General features: G+C 60.9%; 20 protein-coding genes. 13 read left to right on the top strand and 7 right to left on the bottom strand.

From position 1 onward, the window contains the following. Positions 1 to 158: 158 nt before the first annotated feature. Positions 159 to 2,048, bottom strand: coding sequence for a methyl-accepting chemotaxis protein (locus ABVN20_RS07555; RefSeq protein WP_368554960.1), 1,890 nt, complete (start codon positions 2,046 to 2,048; stop codon positions 159 to 161). A gap of 167 nt (positions 2,049 to 2,215) precedes the next feature. Here ABVN20_RS07555 and ABVN20_RS07550 point away from each other — a divergent pair, with 167 nt between their 5' ends. After that, positions 2,216 to 3,694: a helicase HerA-like domain-containing protein gene (locus ABVN20_RS07550; RefSeq protein ID WP_368554959.1), complete on the top strand. Its 1,479-nt coding sequence runs from the start codon at positions 2,216 to 2,218 to the stop codon at positions 3,692 to 3,694. Positions 3,695 to 3,753: 59 nt separating this feature from the next. Here the strand turns inward: ABVN20_RS07550 and ABVN20_RS07545 are convergent, their stop codons facing one another. After that, positions 3,754 to 4,209, bottom strand: coding sequence for a DUF721 domain-containing protein (locus ABVN20_RS07545; RefSeq protein WP_368554958.1), 456 nt, complete (start codon positions 4,207 to 4,209; stop codon positions 3,754 to 3,756). 307 nt (positions 4,210 to 4,516) lie between these two features. Here ABVN20_RS07545 and secA point away from each other — a divergent pair, with 307 nt between their 5' ends. The 4 genes from secA to ABVN20_RS07525 all read left to right on the top strand — a co-directional run bounded on the left by secA (position 4,517) and on the right by ABVN20_RS07525 (position 10,309). After that, positions 4,517 to 7,252: a preprotein translocase subunit SecA gene (gene secA / locus ABVN20_RS07540; RefSeq protein WP_368554957.1), complete on the top strand. Its 2,736-nt coding sequence runs from the start codon at positions 4,517 to 4,519 to the stop codon at positions 7,250 to 7,252. A gap of 122 nt (positions 7,253 to 7,374) precedes the next feature. After that, positions 7,375 to 8,592, top strand: a complete 1,218-nt coding sequence (gene argJ, locus ABVN20_RS07535) for a bifunctional glutamate N-acetyltransferase/amino-acid acetyltransferase ArgJ (RefSeq protein ID WP_368554956.1) — start codon at positions 7,375 to 7,377, stop codon at positions 8,590 to 8,592. Between the two features lie 137 nt (positions 8,593 to 8,729). After that, positions 8,730 to 9,362: a glutathione S-transferase family protein gene (locus ABVN20_RS07530; RefSeq protein ID WP_368554955.1), complete on the top strand. Its 633-nt coding sequence runs from the start codon at positions 8,730 to 8,732 to the stop codon at positions 9,360 to 9,362. Continuing rightward, positions 9,359 to 10,309: a Nudix family hydrolase gene (locus tag ABVN20_RS07525; protein WP_368554952.1), complete on the top strand. Its 951-nt coding sequence runs from the start codon at positions 9,359 to 9,361 to the stop codon at positions 10,307 to 10,309. The genes ABVN20_RS07530 and ABVN20_RS07525 overlap by 4 nt, the downstream gene beginning before the upstream one ends. A gap of 167 nt (positions 10,310 to 10,476) precedes the next feature. Here ABVN20_RS07525 and ABVN20_RS07520 read toward each other — a convergent pair whose 3' ends face one another. Genes ABVN20_RS07520 through ABVN20_RS07510 form a run of 3 tightly spaced genes read right to left on the bottom strand, consistent with a single transcriptional unit; the run spans position 10,477 to position 14,049 of the window. Beyond that, positions 10,477 to 11,046 (bottom strand): cob(I)yrinic acid a,c-diamide adenosyltransferase, encoded by a 570-nt coding sequence (locus ABVN20_RS07520; RefSeq protein ID WP_368554950.1) that lies wholly within the window; start codon positions 11,044 to 11,046, stop codon positions 10,477 to 10,479. A gap of 2 nt (positions 11,047 to 11,048) precedes the next feature. After that, complete coding sequence (locus tag ABVN20_RS07515; RefSeq protein WP_368554947.1) at positions 11,049 to 13,085, bottom strand: ATP-binding protein; 2,037 nt, start codon at positions 13,083 to 13,085, stop codon at positions 11,049 to 11,051. Positions 13,086 to 13,131: 46 nt separating this feature from the next. Further along, complete coding sequence (locus ABVN20_RS07510; RefSeq protein ID WP_368554945.1) at positions 13,132 to 14,049, bottom strand: putative 2-dehydropantoate 2-reductase; 918 nt, start codon at positions 14,047 to 14,049, stop codon at positions 13,132 to 13,134. A 140-nt stretch (positions 14,050 to 14,189) separates the two neighbouring features. Between ABVN20_RS07510 and ABVN20_RS07505 the strand changes: the two genes are divergently transcribed. Together ABVN20_RS07505 and ABVN20_RS07500 are read left to right on the top strand one after the other, a co-directional pair. After that, positions 14,190 to 14,675, top strand: a complete 486-nt coding sequence (locus ABVN20_RS07505) for a YajQ family cyclic di-GMP-binding protein (protein WP_368554943.1) — start codon at positions 14,190 to 14,192, stop codon at positions 14,673 to 14,675. 184 nt (positions 14,676 to 14,859) lie between these two features. Next, the gene (locus ABVN20_RS07500) at positions 14,860 to 15,702 is read left to right on the top strand and encodes a mechanosensitive ion channel family protein (protein WP_368554941.1); all 843 of its coding nucleotides are present in this window, start codon (positions 14,860 to 14,862) and stop codon (positions 15,700 to 15,702) included. A gap of 75 nt (positions 15,703 to 15,777) precedes the next feature. Here ABVN20_RS07500 and ABVN20_RS07495 read toward each other — a convergent pair whose 3' ends face one another. Further along, positions 15,778 to 17,118, bottom strand: a complete 1,341-nt coding sequence (locus ABVN20_RS07495; protein ID WP_368554939.1) for an OprD family porin — start codon at positions 17,116 to 17,118, stop codon at positions 15,778 to 15,780. Between the two features lie 477 nt (positions 17,119 to 17,595). Between ABVN20_RS07495 and ABVN20_RS07490 the strand changes: the two genes are divergently transcribed. From ABVN20_RS07490 to ABVN20_RS07480, 3 genes are read left to right on the top strand one after another with little or no spacing between them, the layout of a single operon-like run. Continuing rightward, complete coding sequence (locus ABVN20_RS07490) at positions 17,596 to 17,964, top strand: hypothetical protein (protein WP_368554937.1); 369 nt, start codon at positions 17,596 to 17,598, stop codon at positions 17,962 to 17,964. A 28-nt stretch (positions 17,965 to 17,992) separates the two neighbouring features. After that, positions 17,993 to 18,418, top strand: a complete 426-nt coding sequence (locus ABVN20_RS07485; RefSeq protein ID WP_368554935.1) for an HIT domain-containing protein — start codon at positions 17,993 to 17,995, stop codon at positions 18,416 to 18,418. Positions 18,419 to 18,421: 3 nt separating this feature from the next. Continuing rightward, positions 18,422 to 18,628, top strand: a complete 207-nt coding sequence (locus ABVN20_RS07480; protein ID WP_368554933.1) for a SlyX family protein — start codon at positions 18,422 to 18,424, stop codon at positions 18,626 to 18,628. Positions 18,629 to 18,703: 75 nt separating this feature from the next. Here ABVN20_RS07480 and ABVN20_RS07475 read toward each other — a convergent pair whose 3' ends face one another. Beyond that, positions 18,704 to 19,306 (bottom strand): cold shock domain-containing protein membrane protein, encoded by a 603-nt coding sequence (locus ABVN20_RS07475; protein ID WP_368554932.1) that lies wholly within the window; start codon positions 19,304 to 19,306, stop codon positions 18,704 to 18,706. 307 nt (positions 19,307 to 19,613) lie between these two features. Here ABVN20_RS07475 and ABVN20_RS07470 point away from each other — a divergent pair, with 307 nt between their 5' ends. The 3 genes from ABVN20_RS07470 to ABVN20_RS07460 all read left to right on the top strand — a co-directional run bounded on the left by ABVN20_RS07470 (position 19,614) and on the right by ABVN20_RS07460 (position 21,023). Then, the gene (locus ABVN20_RS07470; protein WP_368554929.1) at positions 19,614 to 20,081 is read left to right on the top strand and encodes a Dps family protein; all 468 of its coding nucleotides are present in this window, start codon (positions 19,614 to 19,616) and stop codon (positions 20,079 to 20,081) included. Between the two features lie 246 nt (positions 20,082 to 20,327). After that, complete coding sequence (locus ABVN20_RS07465) at positions 20,328 to 20,666, top strand: ribbon-helix-helix domain-containing protein (RefSeq protein WP_368554926.1); 339 nt, start codon at positions 20,328 to 20,330, stop codon at positions 20,664 to 20,666. A 135-nt stretch (positions 20,667 to 20,801) separates the two neighbouring features. After that, positions 20,802 to 21,023: an FmdB family zinc ribbon protein gene (locus ABVN20_RS07460; RefSeq protein WP_368554924.1), complete on the top strand. Its 222-nt coding sequence runs from the start codon at positions 20,802 to 20,804 to the stop codon at positions 21,021 to 21,023. Positions 21,024 to 21,094 lie beyond the last annotated feature (71 nt).

Here is a 21,094-nt window from a genome sequence, read left to right as displayed (position 1 = left end):
TCCCTTGGTTGACCTTAATGAAGAATAGATGTTCGGTTGGGCTTTGCGGTGCCTGGACCGACCTCATCGCGAGCAGGCTCGCTCCCACCTGGATTGGTGTTGGTCACAATTCCAATGTGGGAGCGAGCCTGCTCGCGATGGGGCCATTTGCAGCACCCTTAGATCCGGAAGCCCCCCACCAACTGCTGCAACCGCGCCGCCTGCCGTTCGAGATCCGCACACGCCCGCAACGTCGCCTGCAGGTTCTCCACACCTTCCTGGTTCAGCGTGTCGATCTCGATGATGTCCGCATTGATCGCCTCGACCACCGCCGTCTGTTCCTCGGTCGCCGTGGCCACCGACTGGTTCATCCCGTCGATTTCGCCGATGCGTTCGGTGACGCTGTGCAGTCGCTCGCCAGCCAGATTAGCGATGTGCACGCTGTCCTGGCTTTGCCGCTGGCTTTCGCCCATGGTGCTGACGCATTCGCCGGCACCGATTTGCAGCTCGTCGATCATGCCCTGCACCTGTTCCGCCGATTGCTGCGTGCGGTGTGCCAGGTTGCGCACTTCATCGGCGACCACGGCAAAACCGCGTCCGGCTTCACCGGCACGGGCGGCTTCGATGGCCGCGTTGAGCGCCAGCAGGTTGGTTTGTTGGGAGATACTGCTGATCACATCGAGGATTTGCCCGATGTTCGCGGTTTTGTCGTTCAGCGACTCGATGTGCGTGCTCGACGCGCTGAGCAGGCTCGACAGCCGATTCATCGAGACAATGTTGCGATCCACCACCTGCTGGCCGTCCCCGGCGAGGCTGCGTGCCTCGCTGGCCTGACTCGATGCCTGGGCGGCATTGCGCGCGATGTCCTGGGCGGTGGCGCCGAGCTGGTGGATGGCGGCAACGACACTGCTGGTGCGTGAAGCCTGCCGATCGCAATTGAACATCGACGAGTTGGAGGCCGCCACCACCCGCAGCGCCACCTCATTGACCTGCCCGGTGGCCGAGCACACTTCGCGGATGGAACCGTGGATACGCTCGACGAAACGGTTGAACGCCAGGCCCAGCAGGCCGAATTCGTCGTGGTTGTGGACGGCCAGGCGCCGGGTCAGGTCGCCCTCGCCGTCGGCAATGTCGATCATGGCGCGGGTCATGACGTGCAGCGGCCGGATCAGCAGGCGGATCAACAGGCCCAGCAGGGCAATGATGATCACCACGGCAATGACGGTCGCCACCACGGCCGAGGTGCGAAATTGGTTGAGCATGGCAAACGCCTGGTCCTTATCCACCGACAGGCCGATGTACCAGTTCACCGACGCCAGCCCCTTGATCGGGGTGAATGTGACGATGCGGGTTTTGCCATCGACCTGGACTTCGCTGATGTCACTATTGATGCGCGGCGTGTGATCCGGGTAGGCCTGGGCCACGGACTTCATCACCAGGCTTTTGTCCGGGTGCACCAGAATCTTGCCGTCGGCGTTGACCAGGAAGGCAAACCCCATGCCGTTGAAATCCAGCGCATTGAGGCTGTCGATGATCATTTGCAGGCTCAGGTCGCCGCCGACCACGCCGATGTGCCGCCCCTGCACAGCGATGTTCTGCACGATGGAAATCACCTGCTTGCCGGTCGAGACATCGGTGTAGGGCTCAGTCAGCAGCGCAACGCCGCTGTTCTGCGCGCTCTTGTACCAGTCCCGCTCGCGAGGATCGAAGCCTTCGGGCATCGCGTTGTCGGGCCGCATGATGAAAAAACCATCGCTGGCGCCGAGAAAACCGGCGACGAAGGCGCGGTTGAGGGTCTTCTGCTCCAGCAGTTGGGTGATATGGCCCCGGCGTGGGTCGAGTGCGATGTTTTGTGCGAGGTTTTCCACCAGCAGGCTGCGCCCGTTCAGCCAGCTCTGGATATTGTTGGCCGTCACGCTGCCCATTTCATGCAGGTAGTTGTTCAGGTCATTGCGGATCGCGTGGCGTTGCATATAGTCGTTGTAGGACGTGAACGCAGCGAAGGCGAGGGTGACGATGAAGGCGGCCACAAGCAGGATCTTGTGACTGAAGCGCATATTTTTATGCATGGATCGAATGTCCCGATAAGGTCTTGGGACCCACGACGTGCTTTTATATAGGCACGCGACATGGGCGACGGATGAAGTCACGTTGATACGTCCGTCTTCGCCTTAGGGGATTACCAACAACCCTGTTATCGGTCGTCAGCGATCAAAGTTTAATCGAGGCGGGCAAAATGCACGATTCATCGCAACTCGTTATGGGGGCCGACCCTTCAGGCCAGCCGATTGCCCAGGCCATGCGCCTGGCCAACCGCCACGGGCTGGTGGCGGGCGCCACCGGGACTGGCAAGACCGTGACCCTGCAACACCTGGCCGAAGCGTTCAGTGACGCTGGCGTGGCGGTGTTCGCCGCCGACATCAAGGGTGACCTGTGCGGGCTTGGCGCGGCAGGCAATCCCCAGGGCAAGGTGGCCGAACGCATCAATGGCATGCCCTGGCTTAACCACACGCCCCAGGCTTACCCCGTGGCCCTGTGGGACATTCACGGTCAGACCGGTCATCCGTTGCGCACCACCCTCAGCGAAATGGGCCCGTTGCTGATCGGTGCCCTGCTGGAATTGACCGACAGCCAGCAGTCGGCGCTGTACGCCGCGTTCAAGGTCGCGGACCGCGAAGGCCTGCTGCTGCTGGACCTCAAGGACCTGAAGGCGCTGCTCAACCACCTGCGCGAGCACCCTGAATTGCTCGGCGACGACGCCGCGCTGATGACCACGGGTTCGAGCCAGGCGCTGTTGCGGCGTCTGGCGGTGCTGGAGCAACAGGGGGCCGACGCGCTGTTCGGCGAGCCGGCGCTGCAACTCGAAGACATTCTGCAGCCTGCGGCTGATGGTCGCGGACGCATTCACCTGCTCGATGCCAGCCGTCTGGTGCATGAAGCGCCGAAGGTCTACGCGACCTTCCTGCTGTGGCTGCTGGCCGAGCTGTTCGAGCAACTGCCGGAGCGCGGCGATGCCGACAAGCCGTTGCTGGCGCTGTTTTTCGACGAAGCCCATTTGTTGTTCACCGATACCCCAAAAGCCCTCCAGGAGCGTCTGGAACAGGTAGTACGGCTGATTCGCTCGAAAGGCGTGGGGGTGTATTTCGTCACCCAATCACCGGGCGACCTGCCCGATGACGTGCTGGCGCAACTGGGCCTGCGTATCCAGCATGGCCTGCGCGCCTTCACGGCCAAGGAGCAGAAAGCCTTGCGCGCAGTGGCCGACGGCTTCCGTCCGAACCCGGCGTTCGACGCCCTGACGGTGCTGACCGAGCTGGGGATTGGCGAGGCGCTGGTGGGCACCTTGCAGGAAAAGGGCACGCCGGAAATGGTCCAGCGCGTGCTGGTGGCCCCGCCGCAATCGCGGATCGGACCGCTGACCGAGACCGAGCGCACCGTGCTGATCGCCGGCTCGCCGTTCAAGGGGCGCTACGACAAGCCGATCGACCGCGAATCGGCCTATGAAGTGCTGATGGGCCGCAAGGACCTGGCACCGCCCGCCGAAGCGACGCCGGACAAGGCCGAGCCGAGTTTCACCGAACAGGCCGGGGAATTCCTCGGAACGGCGGCGGGGCAGGCCTTGAAATCGGCGATGCGACAGGCGGCCAACCAGTTGGGGCGCCAGTTGGTGCGCGGGCTGATGGGCTCACTGCTGGGCGGCAACAAACGCCGCTGATTAGCTTTCTGTAGGAGCGAGCTTGCTCGCGATAAGGCGATCAGGCGTGCAGGATCAGCTCACGCCTTGGGCCTGGCATGCGCCGCCAAACGCTCCAGCGCCGCCCGCAGATTGGGATCGCTGATGCCCTCGGCCGTGGCCTGGATAGTGGCGGCGGCATCGGTCGACAGGTCGACCGTGTGCCCGACCGCGCCGCGCTGGACGGTCGGCGGCTGCACCTTGAACAGGATCCGGGTCAGGTTGGAGAATTCCTCGAACATCTGCAGTTGCCGTTGCAGGCGCTTTTGCTGATAACGCAAACGGGTCGCCCAATGACCATCGGTGACAATCAGCAACAAACTGCCTTCGCGCCACGACGCCACATGGCAATGCTCGCGAGCGGCCGGTTGCAACTGGCTGTCGAGCAGCCGCTGCAGATGACCCAGGCGTTGAGCGTGACCGAGGATGGCCTTGAGCGGCTTGGCTTCGCGAAGCAGAACGGCGGGTGCTCGGGCTGTGAGAGGGCGAAATGCCATTATCCGACACCTGAAGTAACAGAGCCGCCATGGTAGCAGAAAGCAGCGGATGCGCCCGACCCATTGCTTTGCGCGCGCTTTACCCATTAAATCAACAGGTAACTTCTGCTGTCAGCGGCTTGAAGTTCAGCAAAAAGCCCTTATTTTAAGTGAGCCCCGTCATAGCGCAGTGCATGCATCGTGGAATAACGCCACTATCCTCACCTTCGTTTCCGGGTAGAATGCTCGTTCGCATGCGGCCATGAGGGCTGCACGGGCGACTCACGGGGCCGCCCTCCATCCCTTTAGTGTGGAAGATCCTGCCGATATGTTTGCGCCTTTGTTAAAGAAACTTTTTGGAAGCAAGAACGAGCGTGAAGTCAAACGCATGCTCAAGACGGTACAAGTCGTCAATGCCTTCGAAGAGCAAATGGTGGCCCTTTCGGACGATCAATTGCGTGCCAAGACGGAAGAGTTCAAGGCCCGCATCGCCAAAGGGGAAACCCTCGACAAACTGCTGCCAGAAGCCTTTGCGGTCGCTCGCGAAGCCGGCAAGCGCGTCATGGGAATGCGTCACTTCGATGTCCAGCTGATTGGCGGCATGACCTTGCACGAAGGCCGGATCGCCGAAATGCGCACCGGTGAAGGCAAGACCCTGGTGGGTACCCTGGGCGTTTACCTCAACGCGCTGTCCGGCAAGGGCGTGCACGTGGTAACCGTGAACGACTACCTGGCCCGCCGTGACGCCAACTGGATGCGCCCGCTCTATGAATTCCTCGGCCTGACGGTCGGCGTGGTCACGCCGTTCCAGCCGCCGGAAGAAAAGCGTGCCGCTTACGCCGCCGATATCACCTACGGCACCAACAACGAATTCGGTTTCGACTACCTGCGCGACAACATGGCGTTCAGCATGGAAGAAAAATTCCAGCGCGAACTCAATTTTGCCGTGATCGACGAAGTCGACTCCATTCTCATCGACGAAGCCCGTACCCCGCTGATCATTTCCGGTCAGGCCGAGGACAGCTCCAAGCTGTACATGGAAATCAACAAGCTGATTCCACAGCTGGAACTGCACGTTGAAGAGGTCGAAGGCGAAGTCACCAAGCCTGGCCACTACACCGTCGACGAGAAGACCCGTCAGGTCGAGCTCAACGAAGCCGGTCACCAGTTCATCGAAGAAGCGCTGACCCGTCTCGGCCTGCTGGCTGAAGGCGAGAGCCTGTACTCGGCGCACAACCTGAGCCTGCTGACCCACGTCTATGCCGGCCTGCGTGCGCACAAGCTGTTCCATCGCAACGTCGAGTACATCGTGCAGGAAGGCCAGGTCGTACTGGTCGACGAACACACCGGCCGTACCATGCCGGGCCGTCGCCTGTCCGAAGGCCTGCACCAGGCCATCGAAGCCAAGGAACACCTGAACATCCAGCCAGAAAGCCAGACCCTGGCGTCGACCACGTTCCAGAACTACTTCCGTCTGTACGACAAGCTGTCCGGCATGACCGGTACGGCCGACACCGAAGCGTTCGAATTCCATCAGATCTATGGCTTGCCGGTGATCGTCATCCCGACGAACAAACCGCTGGCCCGTAAGGACTACAACGACCTGGTGTTCCTGACCGCCGAAGAGAAGTACGCGGCGATCGTCAACGACATCAAGGAAAGCATGGCCGCCGGCCGTCCGGTGCTGGTGGGTACCGCGACCATCGAAACCTCCGAGCACATGTCCAACCTGCTCGTGAAGGAAGGCATCGAACACAAGGTTCTGAACGCCAAGTTCCACGAGAAGGAAGCCGAGATCATTGCCCAGGCCGGTCGCCCGGGCGCACTGACCATCGCCACCAACATGGCCGGTCGTGGTACCGACATCCTGTTGGGCGGTAACTGGGAAGTGGAAGTCGCCTCCCTGGAAGATCCAACGCCTGAGCAGATCGCCCAGATCAAGGCCGACTGGCAGAAGCGCCACCAGCAAGTGCTCGAGTCGGGCGGTTTGCAGGTGATTGCTTCCGAGCGTCACGAATCGCGCCGTATCGACAACCAGCTGCGTGGTCGTGCCGGTCGTCAGGGTGACGCCGGTTCCAGCCGCTTCTACCTGTCGCTGGAAGACAGCCTGATGCGCATCTTCGCCTCTGACCGGGTGAAGAACTTCATGAAGGCCCTGGGCATGCAGTCCGGTGAAGCGATCGAGCACCGCATGGTGACCAACGCCATCGAGAAGGCCCAGCGCAAGGTCGAAGGCCGCAACTTCGATATCCGCAAGCAATTGCTGGAGTTCGACGACGTCAACAACGAACAGCGTAAAGTGATCTATCACATGCGTAACACGTTGCTGGCCGCCGACAACATCGGTGAAACCATCGCCGACTTCCGCCAGGACGTGCTCAGCGCCACCGTCAGCGCACACATTCCGCCGCAATCGCTGCCTGAGCAGTGGGACGTGGCCGGTTTGGAAGCCAGCATCCAGAGCGATTTCGGTGTGGCCCTGCCGATCCAGCAGTGGCTCGACGAAGACGATCACCTGTACGAGGAAACCCTGCGCGAGAAGCTCATGCAGGAACTGATGGCCGCGTACAACGAGAAGGAAGACCAGGCCGGCGCCGAAGCGCTGCGCACCTTCGAGAAGCAGATCGTCCTGCGCGTGCTCGACGACCTGTGGAAAGACCACCTGTCGACCATGGATCACCTGCGTCACGGTATCCACCTGCGTGGCTACGCCCAGAAGAACCCGAAGCAGGAATACAAGCGCGAGTCGTTCACGCTGTTCTCCGAGCTGCTCGATTCAATCAAGCGCGACTCGATCCGTGTGCTGTCGCACGTTCAGGTGCGTCGCGAAGACCCGGCCGAGGAAGAGGCGCGCCTGCGCCAGGAAGCCGAGGCACTGGCCGCGCGCATGCAGTTCCAGCACGACGAAGCGCCGGGCCTGGAGCAAACCGAGCAACTGGGTGAAGAGGTCGATGTTGCCCTCGCCACCGCGCCGGTACGCAACGAGCAGAAGCTGGGCCGCAACGAGCTGTGCTACTGCGGTTCGGGCAAGAAATTCAAGCATTGCCACGGGCAGATCCAGTAAAGGCCCGTTTCATACGCTGAAATACCCGCGCCGCGACCGGCTCATGCCGTCGCGGCGTTTTGCCATTTACACCACCGCTCCTGCCGAGCGGTGAAAGACATCATCTAGTGAGGAGCGCATTCATGGCTGTTGGTCTTGGTCCTTTGCCTACGTTGCACCCGGTTGCCGGTTTTGAACTCGGTATCGCATCGGCCGGTATCAAGCGCCCAGGGCGCAAGGATGTCGTGGTCATGCGCTGTGCCGAAGGTTCGACCGTCGCGGGCGTGTTCACGCTGAACGCCTTCTGCGCCGCCCCGGTGATCCTGGCCAAGCAACGCGTGCAAGGCCCGGTCCGTTACCTGCTGACCAACACCGGCAATGCCAACGCCGGTACCGGCGAGCCAGGCCTGGCCGCCGCCGAGCGCACCTGCGCCAAGCTGGCTGAGCTGACTGGCGTGGATGCCAGCCTGGTGCTGCCGTACTCCACCGGTGTGATCGGCGAACCGCTGCCGGTCGAGAAAATCGAAGGCGCGCTGCAAGCTGCCCTCGACGACCTGTCGGTGAACAACTGGGAAGCAGCCGCCACCGGCATCATGACCACCGACACCCTGCCAAAAGGCGCGAGCCGGCAGTTCCAGCATGACGGCGTGACCATCACCGTCACCGGCATCAGCAAGGGTGCCGGCATGATCCGCCCGAACATGGCGACCATGCTCGGCTACATCGCCACCGACGCCAAAGTCGCCCGGGATGTGTTGCAGAACCTGTTGCTGGACGGCGCCAACAAGTCGTTCAACCGCATCACCATCGACGGCGACACCTCGACCAACGACTGCTGCATGCTGATCGCCACCGGCCAGGCGGCCCTGCCGGAAATCACCCGCGCCGAGGGCGAATTGTTCGCCAAGCTCAAGCAGGCGGTATTCGAGGTGTGCATGGACGTGGCCCAGGCCATCGTTCGCGATGGCGAGGGCGCCACCAAGTTCGTCACCGTCGAAGTCAACGGCGGCGGCAACCACCAGGAATGCCTGGACGTCGGCTACACCGTGGCCCACTCGCCACTGATCAAGACCGCGCTGTTCGCCTCCGACCCGAACTGGGGTCGTATCCTGGCGGCCGTTGGCCGTGCCGGCGTGCCGAACCTGGACGTGAGCAAGATCGACGTGTTCCTCGGCGAAGTGTGCATCGCCAGCCGTGGCGCCCGTGCCGCCACCTACACCGAAGCCCAGGGCGCGGCGGTGATGCAGCAGGAAGAAATCACCATCCGCATCGAACTGGGTCGCGGCGATTGCAGCGAAACCATCTGGACCACCGACCTGTCCCACGAGTACGTGAAGATCAACGCTGAGTACCGTACTTAAGACCGCGTCGACCCCATCGCGAGCAAGCCCGCTCCTACAGAGGTCTGCGTTGTCCCTGTAGGAGCGAGCTTGCTCGCGATGGCGGCCTGCCAGTCACTGAGTAACTGGCCTGCTTATCCCATCAAAAGGTCCCGAACATGAGCCTCCACCTGATCATCGGCGACAAACTCTATTCCTCCTGGTCCCTGCGCGGCGCCCTGGCCCTCGACCTGACGGGTGCCGAGTACACCGAAGAACTGATCAAACTGAACCAGCCGGACACCCGCGAGCGCATTCTCAAACACTCGCCGACCGGCAAGGTCCCGCTGCTGGTGACCGCACACGGCACCGTCGCCGACTCCTTGGCGATTGCCGAATACCTGGCCGAACAGTTCCCCGGCGCCGGGCTCTGGCCCAAGGACGTCGCGGCCCGTGCCCAGGCCCGTTCGGCCTGTGCGCAAATGCATGCCGGTTTCTTCGCCATGCGCGGCAACATGCCGTTCGACCTGAGCCGCGATGCGCCGCTGTCACCCGTCCCGGCGGACGTGCAGGCGGACATCGAGCGCATGCTGGCCCTGTGGGCCGAATGCCGCGCCAAAGCCACCGAAGTCGGCCCGTTCCTGTTTGGCGGCGCGACGGTCGCGGACGCTTTTTTTGCACCGATTGCCGTACGCCTGCGTACCTATCAGGTGCCGTTGTCGGCGGCGGATGCCGCCTATGTTGAAACGATCTACCAGTGGCCGGCCTTCAAGGCCTGGCAGCGGGCGGGTCTGGAGGAGGTTGGGCAGTGAAACGAGTTCATGTCGCCGCAGCGGTCATTCGCGACCCGAGCGGCAAGATCCTGATCGCCCGCCGTGCCGATACCCAGCACCAGGGCGGTCTGTGGGAGTTTCCCGGCGGCAAGGTCGAGGCGGACGAGTCGGTCGAGCGCGCCCTGGCCCGCGAACTTCACGAGGAGTTGGGTATTGTGGTAGTCGCGGCGCGTCCGCTGATCAAGATCCACCACGATTACCCGGACAAGCAGGTGTTGCTGGATGTCTGGGAAGTCAGCGACTTTACCGGCGAACCCCATGGCGCCGAAGGCCAGCCATTGCAGTGGGTCGCGCCACGGGACTTGCCGAGCTATGAGTTCCCGGCCGCCAATCAACCGATAGTTGCCGCCGCACGGCTGCCTGCGCAGTACCTGATCACCCCCGAAGACCTGGAAGCCCCGGCGCTGTTGCGCGGCATGCAGAAGGCCATTGCTGGCGGGATCAAGCTGGTCCAGTTGCGCGCACCCAGCGGTTACGACCCCAAGTACCGCGACCTGGCGGTGGACGCGGCGGGTCTGTGTGCCGGCAAGGCGCAGTTGATGATCAAGGGGCCGTTCGAATGGCTGGGGGATTTCCCGTCGGCCGGTTGGCACATCACCTCGGCCCAACTGCGCAAGTACGCTGCGGCCGGTCGCCCGTTGCCGGCGTCGCGCTGGCTGGCGGCGTCCTGCCATAACGCCGAAGAACTGGCGTTGGCCGAGCAGATGGGCGTGGACTTCGTGACCCTGTCGCCGGTGCAACCGACCTTGACCCATCCGGATGCGCAGCCGCTGGGCTGGGAACAGGCATCGAGCCTGATCGAGGGGTTCAGCAAGCCGGTGTTTCTGTTGGGCGGAGTTGGCCCGGCAGAGCAGCAAAAGGCCTGGGAGGCGGGGGCGCAGGGTGTGGCGGGGATTCGGGCTTTCTGGCCTGATTCTCTGGTCTAGCGACTGGCCTCATCGCGAGCAGGCTCGCTCCCACAGAGTTGGCTGTATTCCTTCCGATGGAACTCGGTCAGCTGAGGGAGCCCCTACAATTGGCTGTATTCCTTCTGATGGAACTCGGTCAACTGTGGGAGCGAGCCTGCTCGCGATGGCGGCCTTCAAGGCGCCACTTAAACCTCAGGCTTCCCCGCCGCCTCCCACAAAATCTCCGCCACCCCCTGCCTGCGCGCAATCACCCGCGCCACCACAAACAGCAGATCCGACAACCGATTGATGTAGGCCAACCCCACCCCGGCCAGCGGCTCCAGCGCATTCAACTGCTGGCAGCGCCGCTCGGCACTGCGCGCGAGGCTGCGGCAGACGTGCGCCTGGGCAATCAGCAGGGAGCCGCCAGGCAGGATGAAGTTCTCCAGTGGCCCCAGCTCTTCATTCCACACGTCGATCGCCGCTTCCAGCCTGTGGATTTCCGCGGTATTCAACGCCTGATACTCCGGCATCGCCAGCTCGCCACCGAGATCGAACAGGCGGTGCTGACAGGGCGCCAGCACCTCGATCACTTCGTTCAGCGCAGGCTCGGCGGCCAGCCCGGCGAGCAGCACGCCCAACTGGCTGTTCAAGGTATCCACCTCGCCAATCGCCTCGATGCGCGGGTGGTCCTTGGGCACGCGGCGCCCGTCGCCCAGCCCGGTTTCGCCTTTGTCGCCGGTGCGGGTGTAAATCTTCGACAAGCGAAAGCCCATGGTTACCTCGATAGCTGATTGAGTTCTTGCGAGACCAGCGGCGTGCTCGTCAACGGCAGGCGCAGGGTGAAACAGGTGCCCTGGCCGAGGGTCGATTGCACTTCCATCTGGCCCTTGTGGTTGTTGGTGATGATGAAATACGAGACCGACAGGCCAAGCCCGGTGCCCTGGCCGATTTCCTTGGTGGTGAAGAACGGTTCGAAGGTGCGTTTGCGCACGTTCTCGCTCATGCCGATGCCGTTGTCCTCGACCTGGATTTCCGCCCACGGCGGATTGAGCCGGGTGCGCAGGATGATCCGCCCAGGTTCGCGGTCGTCTTCGCGCTGGTGAATGGCCTGGGCGGCGTTCTTCAGCAGGTTGAGCAACACCTGTTCCAGTTCGTTGGCGGTGCCCGGCACCGGGCCCAGTGCCGGGTCGAACTGGCGGATGATCGCCTGTCCCTTGAAGTCGAAACCGATGGCCAGGTCGAAGTCGTTGCCGGCGATTTCCACGGCCTGGTCGATCAGCGCCGGCAAGTCGCACGGCGCCATCTGCCGCGTGCTGCGACGGCTGAAGCTGAGCATGTGGGTGACGATCTTCGCAGCCCGGGCACCGGCCTGCTGGATGCCGTCGAGCAGCTGCGGCACTTCACGGGCCTGCAAGTACTGATTGACCGTGTCCAGTTGAATGCCGATCTGTTCGGCCTGCTCGAGGTTTTTCGGCAGTTCGGTGGACAGGCGCCGGCGGATGTTTTGCACGTTGTGCAGGATCGCCCCCAGCGGGTTGTTGATTTCGTGGGCCATGCCGGCGGCGAGGCCACCGACCGAGAGCATTTTTTCCGACTGCACCATCATTTCTTCCAGCGACAGGCGCTGGGTGATGTCGTCGATGCGGATCACCACACCACGCCCGGCACCACCCATCAGCGGGTAGAAGGTCAGGGCGTAATGCTTGGGTTCGTCGTCCTTGACCCAGGTGACGCGCTCGATCTTCGCCACGGTGTGCTGCTCGACGGTCTGCTTGAGCTGCGGCAGGAACGGCTTGAGCGGTTCGAATGCGAGGAAGATCGGCTGGTTCAGGGCTTCGTCCAGGCGGGTCCCGGAGAGGGCGCTGGCCTCCTGGTTCCACTGGGTCACGTAGAGCTGCTCGTCGAGGGCGATCAGCGCCGAGGGCATGGAGTCGATGATGCTGTTGAGGTAGTTCTGGAAGCCGGTGAGCTTTTTCTCGATCTTGCTGCGCACCTGGACTTCCAGTTCCAGCTTGCGGTTGGTGTGCCGGGTTTCCTCGGCCAGGCCCTGGGCCTGGTCATAGGCGGCTTGGGAGTCGTCCCGCGCGCGCTTGAGTTGCTGCTCGCGCGCCTCGATCCGCGACAGCATGGTGTTGAAGGCCTCGGCCAGGCTGCCGATTTCGTCGTGGTTGCCGCGGGAGGCGCGCAGGGCGTAGTTCTCTTCGCGGGTCACCTGGCGCGACAGCTCTTCGAGCTGATGGATCGGCCGGGTGATCAGGCGCTTGATCTGCCGGGCGATCATCAGCCACAGCAGCACACTGAAAATCAGAATGCCGAGGCTCGCGGTCAGGGTCCCGGTGTAGAAGGCCACCGGCAACTCGCTGCTGGCCACCAGCAGCAGATGGCCAGGCGCGGTGCCGGGGCGGGGCAGGGTGATCAACTGATTGCTGCGAAATTCGGTGGCCTGCCAGGCTTCGATGTGGCGGTAGCGCTCGGGCAGCTTGAGTTTGTCGCCATGCTGCAATTGCGCCAGGCGTTCGCCCTTGCCGTCATACAGGGCCGCGGCGCGCAGCGGTGAGTAACTGTTGAGCTCGTTGAGCAGGCGTTCGGCGCTTTGCGGCGATTGCAGGGCTTCAGACACCAGGCTCGGGTTGGACACCAGCCGGCCGATGGTCTGCAAGGCCTGGGGCGCCATGCTTTCCTGGGAAATGTAGTACGCGGCGCTGATGAAGGTCAGGTTGGCGACCAGCAGAACGGTGGTCAACAGCACCAGCAGGGCGGCCAGCAGTTTCTGGCCGACCGGAAGGTTTTCAAGGCGCTGGCGCAATGGCATCAGTGTGATCGCTGCACAAGGAACAAGTGGCCAGCGTAGCCGCTGCTCAGTCGCTGGGCAATCCGAGGCTGTGCAGATGGGCGATCAGGCGCTGCTGCAACTGATTGAGGTGCGGCAGGTTCAATTGATGCCGCGCCGCCACTTTGCAGGCATAACCCAGCAGGTAGCTGATTTCGGTGCGACGCTGGTGGGCGACATCCTGATACATCGAGGAATAGTTGGCAGCGGTGGCGTGGATCACCCGTTCGACTTCCTGCGCCAGATCCTGCGCGGCGGCAGGTTGGCCGCAGCGTTCGAGCAATTCGGTCAGTTCACCGCACAGGGTGGCGACTTCGCAGTGATGATCCTGTAAACCGCCGTTGCGGCAATCGTGCAGCACGGTCAGCGGGTTGATCGCACAGTTGAGCGCCAGCTTGCGCCACAGCCGGGTGAGGATGTCGGTGCTCCATTCGTGGGGAATGCCGGCATCGACCAGGTCGTCCAGCCAGATGGGCGCCACCGGATGCCCGCTATCGCCCAGCCAGGTGTAGCCGTGGCCGGCGAACACCACGCGCCAGTCACCTTCGCGGAATGCGCCTTCGGTGCTCGATGCACAGATGCAGCGCGCTTGTGGCACCTGGGCGGCAACAGCGTCCTGGCTGCCCAGGCCGTTCTGCAACAGGATCAATTCCGCGCCGGGTGCCAGGCGCGGCGCCAGTCGGGCCACGGCCTGTTCGGCATCGTAGGCCTTGCAGGCCACCAGCAGGCGGCTGATCGGTTCGCCACTTTCTGCGGTTTCGCCGGGAATGTTAAAGCGTTGCGCTTGTCCATGTTCCACCAGCGTCAAGCCGCCGGCCGCCTGATAGGCCGCCAGGCGCTGCGGATCGCGCACGATCAGCCTGACCGGTTTGCCGGCCCGCGCCAGGCGCGTGGCCCACAAGGTGCCGAGGCTGCCGGCGCCCAGCACATGCCAGGGAGTGCTCATCGGCTTTTTGCTCTGTTTGAGGCGCGCATCGTGGGCTCGCAGTGAATGATGGGAAAGACCCGTTATAATCAGCGCGGATTTTAACCGCAAGCCAGGCGCGCTCCATCGTTACCGAGCGCGCCCTTTATTGGAGAAATTACATGCCGTCGTTCGACGTGGTATCCGAACTGGACAAACACGAAGTCACCAACGCCGTCGAGAACGCCGTCAAGGAACTCGATCGTCGCTATGACCTGAAAGGCAAAGGCAGCTTCGAGTTCAAGGAAAAGGACCTGACCGTCAACCTGACCGCTGAAGCGGATTTCCAGCTTGAAGCGATGATTGAGATCCTCAAGCTGGCGTTGGTCAAGCGCAAAATCGACGTGCAGTGCCTGGAAGTCAAGGACGCCTATGCGTCGGGCAAGCTGATGAAGCAGGAAGCCGTGCTCAAGGAAGGCATCGACAAGGAGCTGGCGAAGAAGATCGTCGCCCACATCAAGGACGCCAAGCTCAAGGTGCAGGCCGCCATCCAGGGCGAGCAGGTGCGCGTGACCGGCAAGAAGCGTGACGACCTGCAGGAAGCCATTGCGGCGCTGCGCGCGGCGACGTTCGACATGCCGCTGCAGTTCAACAACTTCCGCGATTGATGTTTTTGTGTGTGTGAGCGAGCCTGCTCGCGATGGCAATCTTTCAGACGATTCATTGATTACTGACTCACCGCTATCGCGAGCAGGCTCGCTCCCACAGTTGGGGAATCGTGTGTAAACCCGAGGGGCATTTTTGCCCCTGATTTTTTTGTGTGCCGTATGGCCACCAATCAGGAGAACCTGGATGGACTTGAATGCTGAAGTGGACAACCTGGTCAAGGTGTCCCAAGCCTGGATTCCGATGATCATGGAATACGGCAGCCGTGTGTTGCTGGCCGTCATCACGCTGGCCATCGGCTGGTGGCTGATCAACAAGGTCACGCGCAAGCTCGGCGGCCTGATCGCCCTGCGCAATGCCGACCTGGCGTTGCAAGGTTTCATCAGCACGCTGGCGAACATCATCCTCAAGGTGTTGCTGATCGTCAGCGTGGCCTCGATGATCGGTGTGGAAACCACCTCGTTCGTCGCCGCCATCGGTGCCGCCGGCCTGGCCATCGGCCTGGCGTTGCAGGGCAGTCTGGCGAACTTCGCCGGTGGGGTGCTGATTCTGCTGTTCCGTCCGTTCCGCATTGGTGACTGGATCGAAGCCCAGGGTGTGGCGGGTACGGTCGACAGCATTCAGATCTTCCACACCGTGCTGCGCACCGGTGACAACAAGACCATCATCGTGCCCAACGGTAACCTGTCCAACGGCATCATCACCAACACCAACCGTCAGCCTACCCGCAAGGTGGTATTCGATGTCGGTGTGGATTACGAAGCGGACTTGCAGAAAGCCCGTCAGGTGCTGCTGGACCTGGCCAAGGATGAGCGCATCCTCAATGAACCGGCACCCCAGGCTGTCATTTCTACCCTGGGCGACAGTTCCATTACTGTTTCTCTGCGGGTGTGGGTAAAAACGGCGGACTATTGGGATGTGATGTTCATGTTCAATGAACAGTCCCGTGATCGTTTGAAGGCGGCTGGCATTGATATTCCCTTTCCACAGCGAGTGATTCGCGTGGTGCAGGAATCGGCAGTGCAGTAAGTAACAAACTTGTAACAAAAAGGCCCATCCGAAGATGGGCCTTTTTATTTGTTATCGCAAACTAACTGGATGCGATTACAACAGCGACAGCGGGTAGTCGACGATCAGACGGAACTCTTTGATGTCGCCTTCGCCTTGGTCAGCGTTAGCTTGGTGCCACGCTTGACGAATGCGGAAGGAGAGATCTTTTGCCGGGCCAGTCTGTACTACGTACTTGGCTTCGAAGTTGGTTTCGTTGTGTTTGCCGTCAGCACCGTACAGTGGGTCACCGTTGGATTTACGGTAAACGCTGTTAGCTGCCAGACCGGTACCGTCGATGTCCCAGCCTTTAACGTAACGGGTCATGAAGCTCAGACCTGGAACGCCGTACTCAGCCATTTTCAGATCGTAACGGATCTGGGCAGATTTCTCTTCCGGACCGTTGAAGTCAGAGTACTGGATGGAGTTGGCGAGGAAGATCGAGTCGCCACCACGGTTGTTCTTGCCCACGCCGATGTAGTCGAATGGCGTGTCACCGTTGACCTTTTGGAAGGCTACGGTAAGGGTGTGTGCTTTCAGGAACGAGAAAGCAGCGGCCAGCGAGTAGGTGGTGTTGCTGATATCACCGGCTTTGGCATCGCCAGTGTCCGAGGTGCGGTAGATGTTACCGTCCAGGTTCAGCGACTGATCGCCACCCATTGGGATGGTGTAGTTCGCGTTCGCGTAGTACTGGTTCCAGATGTCTTCCAGCTTGGCGCCGTACAGGGAAACGCTCAGTGCGTCGGAGATGCCGTACTTGCCACCGAAGTAGTCGATGGTGTTGGCTTCTTCACCGGCGTAAGTGGCGTACAGGCCGCCATCACGCGAGTTACGGTCCTGGCTGGTCGACGAGTAGAAGTGACCGGCTTCGAGGTCAAGGTCTTTGACTTCGCTGCTCTGCAGTTGGAAACCGCTGGCAGTTTGCGGGAGGATACGGGAACCGCCGACAGCGAACACTGGAGCAGTGCTTGGCTGCATGTCGCCGACTTTCAGCTCGGTTTTCGATACGCGGAATTTAACAGCACCACCGGCTTTGCCCTGGCTGTCTTGTACGCCGTTGGCGCCCACTGGCATGTTGCCGGTACCGCCGGTACCGTCGCCACCGTCCAGTTTGATGGCCAGGTAACCGAATGCATCAACGCCGACGCCTACGGTGCCTTGGGTGTAACCGGAGCTGAAGTTACCCCAGAAACCCTGGGTCCAGTCTTTCTGGTCGTTGCCGCCGTCTTTGTTGTTACGGTTGAAGTAGTAGTTACGCAGCAGGATGTCTGCTTTTGCGTCTTCAACAAAACCTTTGGCTTCTGCCTGGTCACTTACGAAAGGTGCTGCTGTTGCCACTTGAGTACTGGCTGCTGCTGCAACTGCCAGTGCGATCATGCTCCACTTCATCACGCGCATCGTGATTTGCTCCTTTGGTTTTGAAGAGTACTGCCGTCCCACCTGTTTTTTTATCTGGGCGGCTCTTTCTTTTTGTGTCGGCGCAAACTTATATCACGCCGACCCTATTGGCGATACTTGCGCTTTCATCCTTTCAGCTTCTTTACGACGCTGTCGCAAATGGCTTGATAGATGTCGCAAATTTACAGCCCCAATGCAATAGGAATGGCAACTACAGCGCTATTTTCCAGTGCTCGAGCATCGGTTAAAAAGAGTCCTTTGGTGAAGCGTTTGAATCTCCATCGGGCAACCCTGCCACTGTTTTTATTGCCTTCGGACCTTCCACTTCCCGTGGCGGCCATAAGGCGATGTGAGTGTGAATGCAACAAGCGTGCACAAATCGCTGATTCGCTGTTTTTTTTTCTGAACGGCTGTCCGTTAGCGTAAAAACCTCATAAAACCGGGGGTTACAAGCACCTTCTCAAGGGGCTTGACGACATGCCCGGCTTGGTGTTGCAACCTCCTGTCGAACAGCGCGACAACGAAAAACGTTACCGGTTCACCCCTTCGGTGAGTAATTGGCGGATGCCAGACGCACTGAGCGTAGACCCGCTGTGCGGTTTTGGTGCAAAAAATATTATTCGCTGTACTGATTTCATACAGTCGGCACTGTGGTGGAAAGTGAACAAGCCCCGGATTGCGGGTCACTTCGGTGCTCTGTCGCCGCTCGTCGGTTCTGTAATGGTGCGTGCGCGCCAAAAATGGCTCATCTCGGGGCGGGGATGGGTCGTGAAGCCTGAGGCGTTCGCAGGTATGCTGCCGTCCTGTCGCCTGGTGCGCCGTCGGTCTGGACGGGCGCTAAGCTGAAATTGATGAACAACCGGGAGTGCGCACAGTGTTCGCTTTAGATTCACGACTTCAACAAGACACGCTGCCGATCGGCGATTTCCCGCTCAGCCGGTTGCTGCTGTCCAATGACTCGAACTACCCCTGGTTCATCCTGGTGCCGCGCCGTGAAGATATCAGCGAGATCTTCCAGCTGGATGCCGCCGATCAGCGGCAACTGTGGCAGGAGACGACCACACTGGCGGAACTGCTCAAGGATTCGTTCGACGCCGACAAGCTGAATGTCGCGGCCCTGGGTAACGTCGTCAGCCAATTGCACATGCATGTCATCGTGCGCAGGCGCGAGGACGCCGCATGGCCCGCGCCGGTGTGGGGCAAGCACCCGGCGAAGCCCTACACGCCCGAGCAGGTCGCGACGATCCGTGAGCGGCTGCGCTTGATCCTGACCGACAATTTCACCTTTGCGGAGGTGTGAGGCATGAACCTGGAACAACGCGTCACCGATCTGGAAACCCAACTGGCGTTTCAGGATGACACCATTGCGGCGCTCAATGATGTCCTCACCGCGCAACAGCGCGACGTCGAACGCCTGCAATTGCAGATGACGGCCTTGCTCAAGCGGCAAGAGGAGATGGCCGGGCAGTTCGGCGTCTTCGAAGAAGATGCGCCACCGCCGCATTACTGAGCCGTATCACCGAACGGCAGGCATGAAAAAACCGCGACCAGCCAGGCTGCTCGCGGTTTTTTTTTTGGCCTTGAGTCAGCGTCGCGGCAGGGCGGCGATGACGTCTTCGGCTTGCAGGCCCTTGTCACGATTCATCACGGAAAACTCCACGCGCTGGCCTTCGACCAGGACGCGGTGGCCTTCGCCGCGAATGGCGCGGAAATGCACGAAGATGTCATCGCCGGAGTCACGGGAAATGAACCCGAAGCCCTTGGAGGTGTTGAACCACTTGACGGTGCCGGTATCGCGGTTGCTCATGTCGTAGCTTGGCGAGGCGGCCGCGGGTGTCGACTTGTAGAAGCTGACGGCCAGGTGCACCACGACGGCGATCAGGGCCGCCACCAGGCTGAACAGCACGGCCGGTTGACCGGCGATCACCGGCATCGGCGCGAACAGCGTCAGGGTTTGCAGGACCACGGCCAGTACCAGCAGGGCGCTGACCAGGTTTTGCAATTGATGACGCGGGCCTTTGTTCCAGTAAGGAATGACAGGCGCGAGGGTGAGGTTGAGCAGGCCGAAAAAGGCCAGGTACAGCGCATCGGGTTGTTGCAGGTAAGGAACAGCTTCGGACCGCAAGCTGGGAATGAAGGACAGCAGCAAGGCCGCTGCGCCCATTACGAGGTGGACGATTTTTAACATTTTGATTAACTCACGTTCAGGCGGATCACAAGGAAGAGCTGATCGGGTACGGTTCGCTTCGAAACAAAGAGAGGCGTTGGACACGCACCGGGGTATCAGCCTATGCGCAGGGCCCGGAAAAGAAGGCGCCCACGACACCTTGTCTATTTAACAGCAAAGCTGGCGGCTACTCAAATCAGGGTGTCCAGCGGTGCAGCGGGGCGATTTGTCACACCGGCAGGGCACCCTCGAGGCTGTGAATGTGGAGCGCTCTTGCTAGAGTGGTCCTGCACCTGTTGGATGAATTCATCACCGTTAGGGGAAAAACATGGCAATCGATATCGGTATCAGTGAAGAGGATCGCAAGTCCATCGTCGACGGGCTTTCGCGTCTGCTGGCAGACACGTATGTGCTGTATTTGAAAACCCATAACTTCCACTGGAATGTCACCGGGCCGATGTTCCGCACCCTGCACTTGATGTTCGAGGAGCAATACAACGAGCTGGCCCTGGCGGTCGACTCGATTGCCGAGCGGATTCGCGCGCTGGGCTTCCCGGCACCGGGTGCCTATTCCATTTATGCGCGTCTGTCTTCCATCAAGGAAGAGCCGGGTGTGCCCAGTGCCGATGAAATGATCAAGCAACTGGTGGAAGGCCAGGAAGCGGTCACGCGCACGGCGCGGGGGATTTTCCCGCTGCTCGACAAGGTCAGTGACGAACCGACGGCCGACTTGCTGACTCAGCGCATGCAGGTTCACGAGAAGACCGCGTGGATGTTGCGCGCCTTGCTGGACTGACAGCCCTTGCAGTGCGCGGACCGCCCTGCGGGTAGGGCTCGCGCACTGTGTTGTGTAGGACCTCGCGTTTCCTTCTGTAGGGGATGGGCCTGACTAGGACGGTCTCCATGATCCGCCTGAAGTTGTTGGCTTATCCTACGTTCGGTGGTCATAAAGTCATCTGGATATAACCGTACGCCTGCGTTTTTATAGGCCTCGCAACAAGGCTTTTATAGAAACCAGGTATGGCAAAGGAGTGTCAGCAGTATGGTTTATGACGGCAGATTGAACGAGGGGAGGTTGGGTCCGTTAAAGGAAGTAAGGATCGACCCGTTTGTCAGTGAATTCGATATGGGACTGGCCCGGCCATTATCCCGTTCGGTTCGTCTGAATGGCTTTGCCACCTGTTTGCGGCTTGAACAGGTTTACTGGGATATTCTGGGCGAGATGGCGAAAACCAACTGCTGTTCGGTCAGTGCCCTGTTGTCCCATGTCGATCGCCAGGTGCACTTGCGCCATGGCGGGGTGAAAAATTTCAGTGGATTGGTGCGGGTGGTCTGCGTTGTGCACAGTCGCAACGAGGAGCGCGGCAGCGTCCTGGCATAGTCCCGACGGCGAAAAGCATCGAGTGTCGGCCTGTGCAGTCTTACGGCTGCACAGGCCGCATTTAATGGATATAATCCCGCTCTTTGCCGCAAAACCCAGCGTGTGCGGTAGCATTCTGATCGCCGAGACAACCCGATGCCGATGTACGACTACCAATGTGCTTCCTGTGGTCATCAGTTGGAAGCCATTCAAAAGATCAGCGCAGCACCGCTGGTCGACTGCCCTGCCTGTCAGGCGCCAGAGCTCAAGAAGATGCTGTCCATGCCGGGTTTCCGCCTCAGCGGCAACGGCTGGTACGAAACCGATTTCAAGACCGGTGCCAAGAAGAATCTGGCCGGTGGCGATAAAGCCGACTAAGGTCTGCAACCCGATTGAACGACACGCGCGAGCTCTTGCATCATTCAGCACTTGAAGTACGCAAGGCCTCC

Source organism: Pseudomonas sp. MYb118 (genome assembly GCF_040947875.1).
Lineage (GTDB): Bacteria > Pseudomonadota > Gammaproteobacteria > Pseudomonadales > Pseudomonadaceae > Aquipseudomonas.
This window is presented reverse-complemented; position numbering and strand designations above follow the sequence as displayed.